The 17,043-nt window shown below is 35.3% G+C and carries 26 protein-coding genes; 18 read left to right on the top strand and 8 right to left on the bottom strand.

Features of this window, described 5'->3' with window-relative positions; translation table 11 throughout:
• Positions 1-39: 39 nt before the first annotated feature.
• The 7 genes from GX497_00230 (at position 40) to GX497_00200 (ending at position 5,656) form a co-directional block, all read left to right on the top strand.
• On the top strand, positions 40-594 hold the full coding sequence (locus GX497_00230) for a bifunctional adenosylcobinamide kinase/adenosylcobinamide-phosphate guanylyltransferase (protein ID HHY71661.1): 555 nt from the start codon (positions 40-42) through the stop codon (positions 592-594).
• A 4-nt stretch (positions 595-598) separates the two neighbouring features.
• Entirely contained in the window at positions 599-1,393 is a 795-nt protein-coding gene (gene cobS, locus GX497_00225) for an adenosylcobinamide-GDP ribazoletransferase (GenBank protein HHY71660.1), read from the top strand.
• Positions 1,394-1,446: 53 nt separating this feature from the next.
• Entirely contained in the window at positions 1,447-1,896 is a 450-nt protein-coding gene (locus GX497_00220; protein ID HHY71659.1) for a cobalamin biosynthesis protein, read from the top strand.
• A gap of 2 nt (positions 1,897-1,898) precedes the next feature.
• Positions 1,899-2,489, top strand: coding sequence for a cob(I)yrinic acid a,c-diamide adenosyltransferase (locus GX497_00215; GenBank protein ID HHY71658.1), 591 nt, complete (start codon positions 1,899-1,901; stop codon positions 2,487-2,489).
• Positions 2,490-2,612: 123 nt separating this feature from the next.
• Entirely contained in the window at positions 2,613-3,173 is a 561-nt protein-coding gene (gene sigX / locus GX497_00210) for an RNA polymerase sigma factor SigX (protein ID HHY71657.1), read from the top strand.
• Entirely contained in the window at positions 3,166-4,377 is a 1,212-nt protein-coding gene (locus GX497_00205; protein ID HHY71656.1) for a hypothetical protein, read from the top strand. The genes sigX and GX497_00205 overlap by 8 nt, the downstream gene beginning before the upstream one ends.
• Before the next feature lie 223 nt (positions 4,378-4,600).
• Positions 4,601-5,656: a c-type cytochrome gene (locus GX497_00200; protein ID HHY71655.1), complete on the top strand. Its 1,056-nt coding sequence runs from the start codon at positions 4,601-4,603 to the stop codon at positions 5,654-5,656.
• A gap of 51 nt (positions 5,657-5,707) precedes the next feature.
• Here GX497_00200 and GX497_00195 read toward each other — a convergent pair whose 3' ends face one another.
• Positions 5,708-5,956 (bottom strand): ferredoxin, encoded by a 249-nt coding sequence (locus tag GX497_00195; GenBank protein HHY71654.1) that lies wholly within the window; start codon positions 5,954-5,956, stop codon positions 5,708-5,710.
• Positions 5,957-6,197: 241 nt separating this feature from the next.
• Between GX497_00195 and GX497_00190 the strand changes: the two genes are divergently transcribed.
• From GX497_00190 to GX497_00180, 3 genes are all read left to right on the top strand, one after another.
• The gene (locus tag GX497_00190) at positions 6,198-6,788 is read left to right on the top strand and encodes a CPBP family intramembrane metalloprotease (GenBank protein HHY71653.1); all 591 of its coding nucleotides are present in this window, start codon (positions 6,198-6,200) and stop codon (positions 6,786-6,788) included.
• Between the two features lie 10 nt (positions 6,789-6,798).
• Positions 6,799-7,515 (top strand): LysM peptidoglycan-binding domain-containing protein, encoded by a 717-nt coding sequence (locus GX497_00185; protein ID HHY71652.1) that lies wholly within the window; start codon positions 6,799-6,801, stop codon positions 7,513-7,515.
• Positions 7,516-7,638: 123 nt separating this feature from the next.
• Positions 7,639-8,076 carry a DUF2663 family protein gene (locus GX497_00180; GenBank protein ID HHY71651.1) on the top strand — a complete coding sequence of 146 codons (438 nt, stop codon included), beginning with the start codon at positions 7,639-7,641 and terminating at the stop codon, positions 8,074-8,076.
• A gap of 22 nt (positions 8,077-8,098) precedes the next feature.
• Here the strand turns inward: GX497_00180 and GX497_00175 are convergent, their stop codons facing one another.
• The 3 genes from GX497_00175 to GX497_00165 all read right to left on the bottom strand — a co-directional run bounded on the left by GX497_00175 (position 8,099) and on the right by GX497_00165 (position 9,272).
• A complete protein-coding gene (locus tag GX497_00175; protein HHY71650.1) occupies positions 8,099-8,668 on the bottom strand; it encodes a spore coat protein CotJC in 570 nt (189 codons plus the stop codon).
• A 111-nt stretch (positions 8,669-8,779) separates the two neighbouring features.
• On the bottom strand, positions 8,780-9,043 hold the full coding sequence (locus GX497_00170) for a spore coat protein CotJB (protein HHY71649.1): 264 nt from the start codon (positions 9,041-9,043) through the stop codon (positions 8,780-8,782).
• Positions 9,036-9,272: a spore coat associated protein CotJA gene (locus tag GX497_00165; GenBank protein HHY71648.1), complete on the bottom strand. Its 237-nt coding sequence runs from the start codon at positions 9,270-9,272 to the stop codon at positions 9,036-9,038. Before GX497_00165 ends, GX497_00170 begins: the two co-directional genes overlap by 8 nt.
• A 130-nt stretch (positions 9,273-9,402) precedes the next feature.
• Between GX497_00165 and GX497_00160 the strand changes: the two genes are divergently transcribed.
• The 7 genes from GX497_00160 to GX497_00130 all read left to right on the top strand — a co-directional run bounded on the left by GX497_00160 (position 9,403) and on the right by GX497_00130 (position 14,414).
• Positions 9,403-9,798, top strand: coding sequence for a hypothetical protein (locus GX497_00160; GenBank protein ID HHY71647.1), 396 nt, complete (start codon positions 9,403-9,405; stop codon positions 9,796-9,798).
• Positions 9,799-9,868: 70 nt separating this feature from the next.
• Positions 9,869-10,777, top strand: coding sequence for a MerR family transcriptional regulator (locus GX497_00155; protein ID HHY71646.1), 909 nt, complete (start codon positions 9,869-9,871; stop codon positions 10,775-10,777).
• A 149-nt stretch (positions 10,778-10,926) separates the two neighbouring features.
• Positions 10,927-11,529, top strand: a complete 603-nt coding sequence (locus GX497_00150) for a genetic competence negative regulator (GenBank protein HHY71645.1) — start codon at positions 10,927-10,929, stop codon at positions 11,527-11,529.
• Positions 11,530-11,609: 80 nt separating this feature from the next.
• Positions 11,610-12,512, top strand: a complete 903-nt coding sequence (locus tag GX497_00145) for a serine/threonine protein kinase (protein HHY71644.1) — start codon at positions 11,610-11,612, stop codon at positions 12,510-12,512.
• 210 nt (positions 12,513-12,722) lie between these two features.
• Positions 12,723-13,097 (top strand): hypothetical protein, encoded by a 375-nt coding sequence (locus GX497_00140; GenBank protein HHY71643.1) that lies wholly within the window; start codon positions 12,723-12,725, stop codon positions 13,095-13,097.
• Positions 13,098-13,260: 163 nt separating this feature from the next.
• Complete coding sequence (locus tag GX497_00135; protein ID HHY71642.1) at positions 13,261-13,995, top strand: hypothetical protein; 735 nt, start codon at positions 13,261-13,263, stop codon at positions 13,993-13,995.
• A gap of 20 nt (positions 13,996-14,015) precedes the next feature.
• Positions 14,016-14,414, top strand: a complete 399-nt coding sequence (locus tag GX497_00130; GenBank protein ID HHY71641.1) for a hypothetical protein — start codon at positions 14,016-14,018, stop codon at positions 14,412-14,414.
• 475 nt (positions 14,415-14,889) lie between these two features.
• Here GX497_00130 and GX497_00125 read toward each other — a convergent pair whose 3' ends face one another.
• The 4 genes from GX497_00125 to GX497_00110 all read right to left on the bottom strand — a co-directional run bounded on the left by GX497_00125 (position 14,890) and on the right by GX497_00110 (position 16,291).
• On the bottom strand, positions 14,890-15,084 hold the full coding sequence (locus GX497_00125; protein ID HHY71640.1) for a hypothetical protein: 195 nt from the start codon (positions 15,082-15,084) through the stop codon (positions 14,890-14,892).
• Between the two features lie 82 nt (positions 15,085-15,166).
• Positions 15,167-15,340, bottom strand: a complete 174-nt coding sequence (locus tag GX497_00120; GenBank protein HHY71639.1) for a hypothetical protein — start codon at positions 15,338-15,340, stop codon at positions 15,167-15,169.
• Positions 15,341-15,668: 328 nt separating this feature from the next.
• Positions 15,669-16,046: a clan AA aspartic protease gene (locus GX497_00115; GenBank protein HHY71638.1), complete on the bottom strand. Its 378-nt coding sequence runs from the start codon at positions 16,044-16,046 to the stop codon at positions 15,669-15,671.
• A complete protein-coding gene (locus GX497_00110) occupies positions 16,043-16,291 on the bottom strand; it encodes a hypothetical protein (protein ID HHY71637.1) in 249 nt (82 codons plus the stop codon). Before GX497_00110 ends, GX497_00115 begins: the two co-directional genes overlap by 4 nt.
• 217 nt (positions 16,292-16,508) lie before the next feature.
• On the opposite strand from GX497_00110, the gene GX497_00105 reads away from it, so the two are divergent.
• Complete coding sequence (locus GX497_00105) at positions 16,509-16,892, top strand: DUF3888 domain-containing protein (GenBank protein HHY71636.1); 384 nt, start codon at positions 16,509-16,511, stop codon at positions 16,890-16,892.
• Positions 16,893-17,043 lie beyond the last annotated feature (151 nt).

Raw genomic sequence — 17,043 nt, 5'->3', positions numbered from 1 at the left:
GTGGTGATTATTGGAAACGTGAATGAGGTGGTAAAATCAATGCTTATCTTTATTTCTGGCGGGGTTAGAAGCGGAAAAAGCTCGTTTGCGGAAAAATTGGCGATGGAGCTTTCACGGGAAGCTGGTCAACTTCATTACATTGCGACAAGTGAGCGTTATGATGATGAAATGATTGCCCGTATTAAAAAACATCAAGAAGACCGTGCGAAAAGCTCTCACAATTGGCAGACATGGGAACAACCGGTTAAGCTACATCAGCTTTTAGATGCATTTACTAGCAAGGATGTTGTCTTAATTGATTGCTTGACAACTTTATTAGGGAATGAATTATTTTCGGAAGATTGCTGGCTTGATGAACGAGCGGTCAATCAACTTAGCGACCGTCTAAAAAGTACGTTTGCCGCTTATAAACTTAAAACGAAAGCAACTATTGTTGTTTCCAATGAAATTTTTTCCGGCGGTATTCCAGTTGATGAAGGCAGTAGACTTTATATGAAGGAATTGGGGAAAATGCACCAATATTTAACGGCGATAGCCAATCAAGCTTATTTATTAGAATGCGGGTTGGCAAGGTTAATGAAGGAAGGGCCGTGAAAAAATGAAGCAAATAATCGATGGCTTTTTATTAGCAGTTCAATTTATTACAACGATACCGTTCAGGGGAAATATTCCATGGAATAGTGAGAGAGCGAAATGGTCTGTCCGTGCTTTTCCGCTTATTGGCCTTATCGCAGGGATACTTATTATATTCCAAATATATGTACTCAGAGAGTATACACCATTTTCGGACTTAATGATTTCTTTATGGATTCTTTTTTTTGGTGTGCTGTTTACAGGTGGATTGCATTTAGATGGCTGGATGGATATGAGCGATGCCGTTTTTTCTTACCGCGATAAGGAAAAAAAGCTGGAAATTATGAATGATTCGAGGGTCGGGGCATTTGGTGTTCTCTCCCTTTTGTTTCTATTAAGCTTTCGCTTTTTATTTATATATGAAATTTTACAGTATACGACGGTTTTAGGGCTAATTTTAATAACATTTATTCCTTTTTTATCAAGAACAGCTGCCGCAGTGCTGTTAGTTAATGGTAAGCCAGCAAAATCAACTGGCATGGCTGCGGCCTATGAAGGAATGTTATCAAAAAAAGATGTTTTTTTTATAGTTGCTGTTGTAATTGCCACAAGCGGTGTTTTTGTCCTTTTTATTAAAAGCTTATTATGCCCAATCACTATCTTACTTGTTGGATGTTTATTGCTCTATCTGTTTGCCAAAGCTTTTTTTTCTCAGCAATTTGGAGGTATTACCGGCGATACTTTAGGAGCTCTATTAGAAGGAGAGGAAACATTTTTGTGGTTCATTCTATGGCTATTGTACTCCTTCTCTATAATATAACTAAAAAATGATAGTATAAATAAAAAATGGAACGTTTATGGAGGTATAAAAAGATGCATTTTGTAACAGGAGGTGCGTTTCAAGGTAAAAGAAGCTGGGTGTCGAGCAACTATAGATTAAATGTTCGTGATGATTGGAAGTGGCATAATTACTATGAGGACAGCGATATTCTGATGCCTAACGAACTGCTGAGTGAAAAACTCGTTATTTTGGAAGGATTAGAGGAAATAGTAAAGCATTCTATCATCAAAGAAGATGTCATACGAAAAAAATGGAAAAGCATTTTTCATGCTTGGAAGACATGGGAGTTGGCCGAATACGGCAGAACTGTTATTTTCATAGGCTGTGACATTAGTAAAGGGATTGTGCCAATTCTAGAAAGTGATCGAAAATGGCGAGATATCACGGGCTGGTGTTATCAGGAATTAGCTAGCCTTTCTTCGAGAGTTGATATTATTTGGAACGGGTTAGCACAAACAATCAAATCGGAAGGTGATGAATGATTATGAGGTTATATACACGTACAGGGGATGAAGGCAAAACAGGCTTAGTAGGAGGACGTGTCGATAAAGATCATCTAAGGGTAAATGCCTATGGTACAGTTGATGAAGTCAATTGCTTTGTTGGCCAGGCAATGACTTTCTTGCGAGATGAAAAATTTGCCGACATTTATGCTGATTTAGAAAGAATCCAGCATGAATTATTTGATTGCGGCAGTGATTTGGCAACGATAAACGGAAAGCGGCCTTATAAAGTAACAGATGAAATGATTGAAATTCTTGAACAACAGATTGATCAATATATTGTCGAAGCCCCACCATTAGAGCGCTTTATCCTTCCAGGTGGTTCACGAGAAGCAGCGGCCCTTCATATTGCACGAACAACAACAAGACGTGCTGAGCGTTATATTGTTAGCCTTCTTAAAAATGAAGAAATCAATAAAGCTGTATTGAAATATGTAAACCGCTTATCAGACTATTTCTTTGCCGTTGCACGTGTTGTCAACGCTAGACAACATGTGAAGGATGTTGAATATGAAAGAAGTGCGCTTGTATTTAGGGATGGAAAAAGGAAGGAAAATAAAACTGAAGATTAGAAGCCAGGAAGGAACATTTATTCTCAATGAAGGTGTTCCTTCCTGATTTTATGCTAATAAGGTATACTTTTGATGGATGTCAGTAATTTTTAGTGTAACTTTTATATAATCGTAGGCGACTATATGGAAGACCGGGAGGTTTTAAGCATCGTGAAGGACATATTTAAAAGGTTCTATGATATGTATCATTATGACCTATTCCAATTTTTGTTTTACATGGTTAAAAACAGAGAACAGGCGGAAGATCTCGTTCAAGAAGTGTATTTAAAAGTTCTTCAATCCTATCATCGTTTTGAAGGCAGGAGCAGTGAAAAAACATGGCTTTTCTCGATTGCTAGGCATGTAGCGATTGATTGGTTTCGGAAACAAAAAAGGACAGCAGATGGAAACTCAATCGATGATGAAACGGTCCAATTTTTTTTAAAGGACCATGCCCCGCTGCCAGAGGAAGTGGCGATTCAAAATGAGCAAATTAGGCTGATGTATCAATGTATGGAAAACTGTACGGTTGATCAAAAATTAGTATTAATTTTACGATATATTCAGTCGTTTTCGGTTGCTGAAACAGCAGAAGTCCTTGGTTGGACGGAAAGCAAGGTTAAGACAACGCAGCATCGCGGCTTAAAGATTTTACGATCTTTAATGGAGGAAGTATTTGCAAAGGAGGGGATGCCGAATGCATAAGTCAACATTTGATGACGAACAACTAGAAAAACTGTTGCAAAGTTTTCCGAAAGTGAAGGACAACCAAGACCCCGATCAGCTTTTTGCAAAAATATCCTCTCGTATTGAAGAAGAAAAAGTAGCGGAAAAACAAGTAAATAGAAAAAATCCAGTGCGTAAGAAAAGGACTTGGATTCTTCCAACGCTTGCTTCTATTGCTGCTGTAATCATTGTTGTTATCGTTGTTCCGTCATTCCTTTATGAACAGGATCATACGATGGAAAATGCACAAATAGAGTCTCAGAAAGAAAAGATGATTGAAGATGATACTGGAGACAATGCCGAAAATTTCTTGATGATGGCAGAAGAAGGGTCAATGGCAAGAATTGCGGCCGAAAATCAGAGTCACATTATAATGGATGTAGAAGAAAATCAAGAGATACTTACGGCTTTTGTTCCTGACGCAAATGCGCAGTTTGTTGTACCGATTAGTTTTATTGTTCCAAAGGAGGGGGCATCAACTAGACTTAAACGGCTTGAATCTATCAAGGATTATCTTCATGAAGATGAGTGGGGATTATCGGATTATATTTTAGAAAATGTCAAGCTCAGTGAAAAAGATAACGGTAAAAAACTAATTATCGATGTCCCTATAAATCATTCATATGGCAATGGTTCAACAATGGAAATTATTTTTTTGGAGACGGTCAAATTAACTGCGAAACAATTGGGATACGAAGCTGTAGAATTTCGTACTGAAGGAAAACTTGGAATAATGCTCGGCAATTATGGAGAATTAACAGAATTAAATTTGAAAAAGAATCAAACAAAGGGTATCTATTTTGTACTTCAGCCAAATGGTCATGCTCAGAAATTTTTAGTTCCTATTCAAATGGATGTTGATTTTAGCGATGCCATTGCAGCGATGAAGCTGCCAATAGAATTAGATACAGAGCAAATCATACTGCCAATACGAGCGGAAATTAATTTCAAACGGATTACACTTAATAAAGAAAAAAACGAAGCAATTATTGAATTTGCGGAGGGTACGCCCCTAGCAAATGATGAAAATTCTTTGCTGATGATTGAAGCGATTTTAATGACAGCTAAAGAATATGGAGTACAATCTGTTTTATTTATAAATGCCTCACAAAATATTATTGGCCCATTCAATTTACTGGAGCCTATTTCAATACCGCTAGCAGTTAACCCAATGCCATACTGAAGCAAGAAAAGAGCTGATACTGATTATTCAGAAACAGCTCTTTTTTATTTCTTTTACCTTTAAATAAGATAAATACTATAGCAATGTTTGTTTTGGAATAATTCACAAAAATGTCAAATAACGACAGAACCTAATAATAATTTTAACTTTATAATTGATTTTAGATAACATAAACAATAAAAAAATAATATGTTGTCTATTATTAGAAAAAGGGGTTGGTAAAATGAAAGCGCTAAAATGGATAGGGGCTGTTTTAATTTTGATTGGGCTTCTTGGCGCATGTAGTAGTAAAGAGGAAGGGGTAAACACGTTACCTACTGAACCGCCATTAGTGGAGAGTACCGTAGTTGATCAAGAATTGCAGGACTTAATTGCGAAATTTCAACCCATTGGTGATATTCCAGTACCAGCGGATAATCCGATGACTGAAGAAAAAGTGGAACTTGGTAAGAAGCTTTATTTTGATCCAAGATTATCTGGAAACAATAAATTAAGTTGTTTCTCATGCCATGCAACAGGGGCTGGATATGGAGATAATCTGCCTACTTTTATTGGATTTGAAGGAGCAAAAGGTACACGTAATAGTCCGACCATCATAAATGCTGGCTATTATACATCTAACTTTTGGGACGGTCGTGCTGGCAGTTTAGAGGAGCAAGCTCTTGGACCGATTCAATCTGAAGTTGAGATGAATCAAAATCTTGACGAATTAGTTGCTGAACTAAGCGCAGTCCCTGGTTATGTAGATGAATTTAATAAAGTTTTTAATGAAAAGATTATTGCTGAAAATATTGCTAAAGCTATTGCTGCATTCGAAAGAACAATAACAATTACTGATACGAGATTTGATCGTTTTATAGCAGGAGAGACAAGTGCGTTAAATGAACAAGAGATAGAAGGTATGAAATTATTTGCTGGTAAAGCAAATTGTATGTCTTGCCATGCTGGTCCCTTGCTTTCAGACAACAACTTCCATAACTTAGGTATTGAAGGTGATGATGGACGATTTGCCGTTACTAATCAAGAGGCAGACAAAGGGAAGTTCAAAACCGCTGGATTAAGAGGGGTAGCACATACTGCACCATTTATGCATGATGGAAGTCTTGCTACACTTAAGGATGTCGTAAATTACTATAATAAAGGCGGCGACAATCATCCGAATAAAGATCCATTAATACAACCACTTAATTTAACAGATGGGGAAGTTGATTCACTTGTTGCTTTCTTAGAATCCATGAGTGGTGAAGTTCCTGTCGTTGATGCACCTGAATTACCATAAAGAATAATAAAAACCTCTTAACTGTAAAAGTTGAGAGGTTTTATGTATTTATTATTCAAATTTAGTTGGATTACCATCAAATGGCTCATCAGCAACTTTGATTGAGTCAGTTGGGCAACCTTCAAATGCATCCATCATGTCATCGATTAACACATCAGGAATTTCAACAATACCTTGATTATCATCTAATGTTACAAATGCGATCCCTTCATCATCGTAATCATAGATGTCAGGCGCAGATGCACCACATGCACCACATGCAATACAAGTTTCTTTGTCAACAATCGTATACTTTGCCATGAAAAATACCTCCCACAAATTGTAAAATTATTTAAAAATTGTTTGAGTCGCATTACACGCTCATAAACATTGTAAATCGCTTTGTCCAACTTTTCAATAGTAAAGTACATTGAGAATACTTATCAGAGAAGGTTTCCTAAATTCCATTAATTGAGTCCCCCTTTTTTTAATAAAATTTGTTAAAATTAGGCTATCTATATTGTAACTAAAACAGGAACTTTTATGCGGTGGTGAACTGTTAATGGCTAAACGTCAAGCCGATATCATACATGAGATGGATGATCGAGAGGTGCTCCTTCATCTTTACTTAACCCAATTCATTATTATAACGCTAGCTTCTGTGATAGGCTTCTTTTTATTTGAGGATTTAGATGCATTTTTTGCAATTTGGAAGTTGAACATAAAAGAAATCCTCCTTTTTGGCGGTGGAAGTGCTATTATTGTAATAGCTATCGATTTAATACTAATGAAATCTTTACCAAAACATATGTATGATGATGGTGGAGTTAATGAAAAAGTTTTTCAAAAAAGACCAATATGGCATATTTTTATCATTTGTATCATTGTTGCTTTTTCCGAAGAACTTTTTTTTCGGGGCATTCTCCAGACGCATTTTGGGTATTTAATTGCTAGTATTGTGTTTGCGATTCTCCATTTCCGTTATTTATACAAATGGACTTTATTGATTGTTGTCATTTCTCTGAGCTTTTATATAGGATGGATTTACCTTATAACCGAAAATCTTTTAGTGACAATTTTTATGCATTTTTTAATCGATTTTGTTTTTGCATTAATTATTCACATCAAGTATTTGCATCGAGTTTTAAACTAGAGGTGATAACATGCCGGCAAACCATGATTTTGATGACCAAGCGGAAGGACTAAGGAAGCGTATGGAGAATAATCAACAAATAATTGAAGAAAAACAAAATGAATCTACCGAGATTGTTGTTTCCGAATTACCATCGAGAAGCGAAGTTCATAGCAAAAAAGAAAAGAAAAAAACAAAAATCCGAATTCGATTCCCTTTGATTCGTTTACTTGCTTTAATATTTATAATAATCGTCTGCTTAGTAGCTACTTACAATCTGTGGAAAGATAATGTTCAATTAACAAATTTAAGTGTAGCTGAGACAAGGCAAGGAGACAAGGGGAATTCCAATATCGATGTAGTAGAAATGAAGGATCATGAAGTAAATTTTCAAAATGAAGTAGAAGTGGTTGAGCCTAATGAAGATGTTTCCAACGGTACAAACGGAGCCAATGTAGCAGATGCTTCGGTAACTGGTCAGGAAACAGTTGAGGCAGATAGTCAAGAAAGTGCTGTCACTGAAAAGCAGCCAAGTACAGCTGAGAACGAAACAACCTCAGTCGAAACTAAAAAAGCATCAAATGAGCGCATTGTATACCATAAAGTAAAAGCTGGTGAAACATTGTATCGAATCTCGATGAAATATTATAAAAGTAGAGCTGGTGAAGACATTATTAAGCGTACAAATGGGCTAGATGGAAATGGCACTGTCATTGCAGGGCAAGTTTTAAAAATACCGGTTAAATGAGAAAAAAGGCTGTCATGTTTCGGACAGCCTTTTTCTCATGCTTAGGAATACTTTTTTGCGAGCATGAATACATGTATTGTAGACGTTAGGTTGGAAGAAGAATGAGGTGGGCTTGTGGAAAAGATGCATCACTATTTAGATGAAGTGGGACAGGTTATCATAAAAGACTTGCTTCAATTAAAAAGGAAGTTTGATAAAAAAGAGGCAGAGTTAAGATTTTATAAACTTGCTTTTCTTGTCATTGTAGCTTTTTTCATTGGATATTTGCTGTTTTTTATAGTGATGCCTTATCGTTTCCATTATGGCATGATGATTTCATTATTAGTAAACAATGTGTACCATTATCTATTTATTGCCGTTATAGTGACGATTCACTCCCGCTTGAAGTTTGTCGAAAAAAAAGCTGATATGGCAGAAAAAGACTTCAATACGCTCCGCTGTGAAGTTATACAAAGGTCCGAAGAACTTTGGCCAGATGGTGAAAAACGGAAGCAGCGCCATCATTTCTTTATAGAAATGAAGGAAAAATATAATATCAATCTTTATTATGAAAGTGACTAAAGGGCTGACAATCTCAGCCCTGTTAAAAATACTTCTTTTTCCCTCTTTCCTCTTTTAAGATTTCCACTGCTTCTTTAAAGCGTTGGGCATGAATAATTTCTCGTTCCCTAAGGAAACGCAGGCTGTCATTAATACATGGATCATCAGATAAATTGATTAACCATTGGTAAGTAGCTCTTGCTTTTTCTTCCGCAGCGATATCTTCATATAAATCAGTAATTGGATCGCCTTTTGCTTGAATATAAGTAATCGTAAATGGCACTCCCGCGGCATTATGATAAAATAATGCCTTATCATGGTCAGCATAATGGCCATCAAGTCCAGCTGCCTTCATTTCGTCTGGAGAGGCATCTTTTGTGAGCTTATAGACCATCGTGGCAATCATTTCCAAGTGGGCTAATTCTTCTGTGCCGATATCTGTTAATAAGCCCGCGACTTTATCAGGTATTGTATATCTTTGATTTAAATAGCGTAAGGCGGCAGCGAGCTCTCCGTCAGCCCCGCCGTATTGTTCAATTAAAAATTTGGCCAGCATCGGATTACATTTGCTAACCTTTACGGGATATTGCAATTTTTTCTCATAAATCCACATTTTCTTTTGTTCCTCCCCCGTGTTGAATTTCTCTAGGGCTTCCGCTTTCTATTCAGTCCAGCTTCAGCGCCCAGCGACTCGTAAGCTTCGCTGAACGGGCGCTTCCGCATTCTAAACTTGCCAAGGCCATGGTGTGTTATCCCAATCCCATGGGTATCTAGAATAGCTATGACCATATTGAAGAAGAGGACCAAAACACATTTCATATTGTTTAGCTATTTGTTTTCTTAGCCTTGCATATTGATTATATTGTTCAATCGCTTGAAGGTCTCGTGGATGTGTGTCTAAATACAAAGTTAGTTCAACTAAAACAAAATCGACTGTTTGCAGTTCTTCTAGCAAAGTGTAATAGTCTTGCGGCATTTGTTTATGCATCTTCATTTTCCTCCCTCATTTTCAATTCATGTACATTGAAATAAGGGTCATAAAAAGCGCACCAAAGTGTTCCAGCATATAGGGCATTTTTGGGATGGAATTGTTGTAATCCAGGGGGTTGAAAATTTATATAAAGGTTTGGCGCAGTTACATACTGTTTACAAGGAATCGGCGGGCAAGGGTCAAATGGACTAGCATAGGGGTACCAATATTTCCGCAATGTAAACATCGCATATCCTCCTTTGTTATTACTGATATACAAGGTCAATTCATTTTATGGAGGATGGGGACTGTCCTATGCATTAAAATAAAACATCTTTTATGCTCTCATTACATATTTGATAATGGGAGGTTTTTTTATGTTAAAAAAAATACTGTTGCTTTTATTTGCTTTCGTTTGTGGATATATAGCAATTTCACTCCTTCCAAGGGCCAATTTGGATAATTTGCCCTACATTGTTTCTGACTTGATTATGAATCCGGTTCGCTTTTTTATTGGCATGCTTGCTTTTATTATGACAACTTCAGTGTTATCAACCTTTGTTAAATCAGCTTATGAACAAACACTATACTGGATAATGAAAAAACAACAGCTGACGGCTTCGGTTGCCATCGATTATAGCTCCATCTTTTGTTACTTATTGTTGATGAGAAAATCAATATTAATCGCAATTTTTCTACTCATTTTTTCATTGGTAATGGGTGTGTTATCAATCGAAAGGAGTAAGGAGGTATTGGAGGAAAGAGGCTATTAGCACAAACCACGTTTACACCAAAATTTTGATAAACTATACTATAGAAAAAGGTGTTGACGGGGGAAGTCTGATGACCTTTGAAGAAGGAAAGTATAATATGAAAGCCGTTTCGAAGCTTCTTGGTATTCAGCCAGGGACGCTGAGGGCTTGGGAACGGCGCTATAAAATGATCGCACCAAATCGAAATGAAGCTGGCCATCGCTTATATTCAGAGCGGCATATTATCATTTTAAAGTGGCTCTTAAACAAAATAAATGAAGGCTTTACAATCAGTCAAGCTGTTGCGCTTTTTGAGGAAAGCGAGGTAGAAAAGAACACACTTCGCCAAATGCAAACTGAAAAATTTGATTACGCCTTTCACGAAATAAAGGAAAATTTATTACAGGCGCTATTAAAATTTGAAGAAGATCATGCTCGTAAAATATTTGATTATGCCTGTAGCTTATTTTCTATAGAAACAGCCTTCATTGATTTAACAATTGCCCTTTTCGCTGAAATGGAAATAGCAAGGGGACAAAAGAAAGTAACAACTGTTCATGAACAATATATTTTTAATTTTATGCGTTCAAAACTTGGGGCAATAGTACAAACAATCCCATATGATAGTTATATGCCTGAAACAGCTCTTCTCGTTACTGGCCCGAATGAGAAGGATGAACTAGGATTATTGTTGTTTGCGCTTTTTTTAAGGTGGAAGGGATATAAGGTTATTTATTTAGGGACAAGCGTTAAAGAAGAGGATCTTTCAGAGATTATTAATGAGATTAAACCGAAATTTTTATTTGCCTCATTTACAATCAATCCTGTCGAAATCGTTTCGCAATTTATTGATAAGATTACCGCTAATCATGTTGATATGAATATAGGAATTGGCGGTCAGGCTATACAGTCTTTCTCACATCGGTTCACGGAAGATTATCAACAATATATAATTGGTCCAACGAGGTTAGAATGGGAAAAATGGCTTAAAAGGCAGTAAGTGTACAATCGAAAACAAAATACTTGTCTTGACCCTCAAAAACAGTGTAAGATTAAGGTTAAAAATGTTACACAATAAGAACCATCTTAAAAAACAAACATATAGTATTGTAAGGATGTTTGGGAGTTGATGGTAAGGGAGGGTAGCTCATGAGGCTAGAGCGTTTAAATTATAATAAAATAAAAATCTTTCTAACTTTTGATGACTTAACAGAACGTGGTTTAACAAAGGAAGACTTATGGCATGATAGTCAGAAGGTTCATCAACTCTTCCGCGATATGATGAGTGAGGCAAGTGATGAATTAGGGTTTGAAGCCGATGGGCCAATAGCGATTGAAGTATACTCTCTTCAGGCTCAAGGGATGGTCATTATTGTGACGAAAGATTTATCGGCCCTGGATGAAGAAGAGGGATTTAATGACGATTATATAGAAATGCAAGTGACCGTTGATGAAAGTGATGATATTTTTTATGAATTTCAGTCACTTGAGGATATTATATCCTTAAGCTCAAGACTTCATGTTTTAGGGATTGACGGTGGCAAGCTTTATTCCTTTCAAAAGCATTTTTATTTAGAATTACAAGAAGAAGAGCTGAATGGGCAGACGACAGAAAATATCATCGCAATTCTTTCTGAATTTGGAACGCCTGCTACAATCACAATTTATCGGGTTATTGAATATGGCAAGGAATTAATGAAGGACCAAGCGATTGAGCAAATTTACAATTATTTCATAAATAAAAATAAATAAAGAGGCTGACTTATAAACAGCCTCTTTTTCATGGTAAGACGTTTTTTTGTAGTGATAAGAATGAACATGGAGGGAATCTTGTGCATTCAACTGAAGAGGGTGCTTATCTAAAGGAAAACATAATATTGAATAATAACTATAGAATAATAAAGATTATTTCCGATAGTGAATTATCTATTGTGTATTTGGCGGAGAATTTAAGAAACAAGGAAATTCAAGTAATTAAAGAATATTTCCCTAAATCGTTGGCTTTACGTGATTTAGACGATAAAGTAGTTTTGCATAAATCTCCCTCTTTTAAGAAGAAGTTTAAAGAATTAAGGGATGTTTTTATTCAAGAAGCTTTAATTATGAAGGAACTAAATCATCAGAATATTATCGGATATGATGATCATTTCGAAGAAAATGGTACATGCTATATTGCAATGGAATATGGTGAGGGAATAAGACTTGATGAAATGATAAAGGAACATCATATAACTTCTTTATCTTGTTTTTTAAAGAATTCGCTACTTCCGCTACTAGATGCACTAGACTATTTACATACAAGTGGCATTATTCACCGCGACATAAAGCCAAGTAATATTATGATTAGAAAGGATGGGCAGCCTACTATCCTTGATTTTGGCTCAGCAATCTATTTTAAAGAGCAAAATAGTTTCACAGCTTTTACTACAACAGGTTTTTCTCCGCTCGAATTTTATTCGAATTCATCTGAACAAGGCGTATATTCAGATATTTACAGTTTATCAGCGACAATATATTATATTCTATCTGGAAAAGCTCCTATGAATATATCAGAAAGAGTAATAGAAGATAAAATAGAGCCTATAAGAAATTACACTCAAAAGATTTCTCCACTATTATCTACTATCATTATGTGGGGGCTCGCAATGAATTATAAAAAAAGATGCCCATCATTAAAACCAATAAGAGCGGCAATTTACATGGAATATATTATTTTAAAAATAAAAAGAGCTTGACTTCATAAATTAACACTTCAATTTCAATGACACTTTTCATTGGAGTTGGGGTGTTTTTTATAATAAAACATTGGGAATAATTACAAAAATATACATTAAAATACAAGTAAAAGATTTACAAAACGAAGGATATAAACTAATCTACAAAGTAGAATTAGATACATAATAAAACAGAAATGTTATAAAGTGGTTGTCTCGAGGAGTGAATCTATGAAACTGAATGAATCAGCCGTTTGCTATAGAAAGAGTGATTATTTAGGAGCAGATTCAGTTGACAAACTTGCTTCATCTACCGAATTAGGGAAATTAATAGTAAAATATAAGGAGACAGTAGACGGGGCGATTTTCCCTACGCTTGATACCGAGGTAGGCATTGAAGTTCATAGTCGGCATAACGTACTCTTTCAAGCTGAAAAAGACTTTGAACTGACAGGTGGACAAGCGCTCCAAATTAAAGCTGGAGAATCCATTCACGTTACTTGTAATACCAGCAACATCGTGATGGATGGGATCACAGATATCCAAGGTGATCTGGTGAAAATGGAAGGGTGCCGCTATAAGTGCTCTTGGCAGTGTTCCAGTTAAGGGCGTTATAAAAAAAGGGGCACAAGCATTAAAAAAGGCATCGAAAGCTGCCAACAAAAAGATAGTCACTAAACCAACAAAACCGAAAGTAGTCGCCTCCCTTAAGACACAGAAGAAGACTGTAAAGAAAAAGATAGGGAAAATCGTTAAAAAAAGAGGAAAGGTGTTTACCAAAGCTCGAAAGCTAAAAAACAACCTGACGAAGAAGGAACAAATTAGCAACCAGAAAAAGCAGATGAATAAACAGGTGCTTGCCGCAAAAGTGAATGTAGGAAATATAAAAGGAAATGCCAACAATTCAAAATCAAGCAACCCGCCTATGTGTCCAAAACCAAATAAGTATACAGAAGCACAAAGTTTCATTTGGGATTCGAGGTATTATGATCAGGTTGATAAACCACCAGTCACATATAAAGATCCTAGAGATTTAACTATAAATGAAGCACTTGAAGCATTAGTAAGTCCTTATGTATCTGAGAGTGATAAAGAAAAAATAAGGTTGTATCACTTTACACTACCAGCTTTAGGGGCAACTGCAGTACATGGAGTTAAAATAAGTGTAAAAGGAGCTAAAGAGACATTTGATGTAGTGAGCTCTAAGATAAAAAAAGCATTTAATACTAAGGGTAGTAGTAAAACTGTAGATGATTTAATTAAAAACGCAACACCTGGGAGAGTGACTAAGGGTAGAACTTCTCAATATGACTTATCTGGAGGGTTTGATAAAGCATTAAAAGACTTTGAGTCATTGCAACCAAATATCACCAAGAATACTCCAGATTTAAAAATTGGTAAATTACCAGATGGAAGAACAGTGATAGTAAGAAAGAAGAGTAGTGATGGTCGCCCAACAATTGAAATTCAAGACGGAAAAAAGAAAACTAAGTTTCGCTATTAATTGTAATAGGAGGAAGAGTATTGGAACATTGGGAAAGATGGATACCGATAAATGGATTACCCTCAAAATTATATAATGATACTTTTATTGATAATAAAGAAGGTATAATATTAGAGTTCAGCGATGAAAAAGATAAAAGTAAAATTGTAGTTAAGTTTGAAGAGGGTGTATTATCCTATAGAAATACGGATGAAGGCTCATTATTGAAAAAACTAAATTATTTAGACCAACAATACGGTACAGATTTTTATAGCGAGTGGACTTTATTTAAAGTCAAAAACTCTGAATATATAAAATGGTTTCTTGAAGAAAGTTCAGGTATTTATGAGCCCAATCAATTAGAACATTATGTGTTTTTAACACCAAATGATGTAATCGAAATACTAACAACATACACTCCAAGTATCGTAATAAAGTAACATATAAAATTAATATTATTGCCCCTCTTTAATAAATCTAGGGGGGCTTTTATGTGGGAAGGGAGTGTCGAATAACTCCCTCTTTAATCGTTGTATAGCGATAACCCTTATAAGCCGTAGATAGTATTTTGTCAAATTATATAGACGTACAACAACTTTAAAACTTATGTCCTATTTAATACGCTTCACCTTCTGTAAATAACCTAAAAATCATCAGGTACTATCATTCATAACCTCAAATAATTTACCTTCGTTTTCTTCCTGACTTTTAATTTTTTTCGCAACTTTGACGTACATATAACGATTACTATGGCAAGAGGACTACTCCACCTCGAATAACTCCTTAATGTCGATGTCTTAAGACACAGAAGAAACCCGCCCAAAAGAAAAAGACGAAGAAAATCGTTAAAAAATAGGGAAAGTCTATACCAAAGCCCGAAAGCTAAAAAACAACCTGACGAAGAAGGAACAAACTTTAAATACTTTTATTGCGTTTTAAATTATAAACGCCTATTATTCCACAAATTAACACCCCAGCTAATAAAAACGCTGTCATAAACCAATTATCTCCCCAACTTACAACAACGCTACATAGACAACCTATCGCAACAGCTAATGAAGCATATTTTGCTCTCCATTTCTCAAGTTTAGAAGTCTTATTTTCATTCAAACTGTGTCCCTCGCCTTTTAGCACATATATCCTATTATTATAGTAAAGCTCCCCTATAGTTTAATAAACAGCTTTTATATTATCATTGGGTGTTCTCTTTATTTAACAATCGAATAATTTCTTTGTTTTTCTCTACTTGAGTCTCGCTATTTCTCTTAATCTGGTTAATCCAAATCATCAAAAAAATCAAAGACACAGGTAATGCAATGGTAAATATCAAAGACAACAAACCAAATATACTTGTACCTAATGTCATACCTACCCCTCCTATAATAATTAGATAAAAAAGTATTTTTCTATTAGCTTTTCTATATAGAAATTAGAAATCCCTTTTTCACACTATCCTGCTTCGTTCAAGATTCTTATAATTCAACTTTAACATAATATCCCAAATATTTTACCCAAAACCATCAATGTGATGATCTCTTATTTAACTCTTGCACATTTACTTTAAGTGCACTATCTCGCAAACATCAGTGTTTTAATATAAAAAATAACATCATAGCATTTATCCATGCCCTGATGTTAATCTTTAAAATTTCTAGCATTGTGCAGCCGTAGTATCAATAGATTTATCTGCATTACTAATTTTGGATTAATTCTAATTTCCCTAAATCAATGATAAACTGTCCATTCATTAATATATCTAGTCCAATTAGTCCATTGATTCCCCAATTATCTAAATTACCAAAGTCTAACTTCATATCTGAAATTTCATAATTTCCTAGCCTGATAAAATCAACTGGTTTACGGAAAGAATACTCCTCACCGCCAATTCCATAAGAGCTTACAAGAGAATCACTATTTTCAAAGTATATGCCTATCTCATCAACAATATCAGATGAAATCAGAGTATGAGCTGCACCTGTATCAATAACAAGCTTATCTATTGTTTTCTTTTTTCCTTTGTAGGAAATCGTCATTTCAACTTCTAGTAAATGATTTACAAATTCTACCTTCATAACCTCATACCTCTTAAACCTATTGCTTTTCTGATCTCAATAACGATTTCTTCAGCCCCTGTATGGTAAACAATAGTATCGCCCTTAGATTTAAGTAACTCTTTAGTAGCTAATTTAGGATCTTCAATAACATTAATTAAGGCAACATCAGTTACAATCTTTTTATCATCTTCTAGGTAAAAGTCAATGATGTTAAGTTTAACATATTGATTTGGGTACATTCTTCTAACCTCTGACCACTTCATAATATACACCGCCCCTTTTACTCTTTACGATTATTATATCACCGTTTTATACAACTATCATGTCTTTAACACCTGATTGAAGAAGATCGTCTCTTTTTAAAGAATTCTGCCTTTTATTAAAAGCATTAGTATTACCATTGTTGTGGTAATGCCCGTTAGCTTAATAAGAACTACCATAATTGTACATTATAAAAGAAAACTGGAATGGGTGGGTTTTATGAAGAAAAGTTTTTTGTTAATGATTGCCTGCTTCACTTTTTTCTCCTATTCACCTGTCAAAGCCACAACCGAAGCTAAAAATGAAATACAGTTGCGTGATGACTTAATCTACATATTGCTTACTCCTTTCATTGATAAAGAAATCGAGAAACATTACGGCGAACTTAAGCAGTATTATTGTGGTACCATTCTCCAAATAAAAAAGTTGGAACAAGGTAGCTTCTATTTTGATGTCACAGTGCAGGTAACGACATTTGAAGGTGCTCACAATCCCCCTAATGATTTAGTGACCATCACATTCAGTAATCATCATTACCCTGGTTGGCGGACTGTCGATTTCAAAAATAGAAGGTTAAAACCAAACGAAGAAATATGTAGATAACTTTTTGTAAAAAAAAAGGGAGTTAATAAGAAAAACTGAGTGAGGAAAACCACCTCACTCAGTCCTTTTTTGTCTAGAAGATATCCGAAATCTTATATTCTATGCCATGTACACCTTTATAATACTCAGGGTACATGTCTCCCCCACATTG

It is taken from the genome of Bacillus sp. (in: firmicutes) (assembly GCA_012842745.1).
GTDB lineage: Bacteria > Bacillota > Bacilli > Bacillales > Bacillaceae_J > Schinkia.
This window is presented reverse-complemented; position numbering and strand designations above follow the sequence as displayed.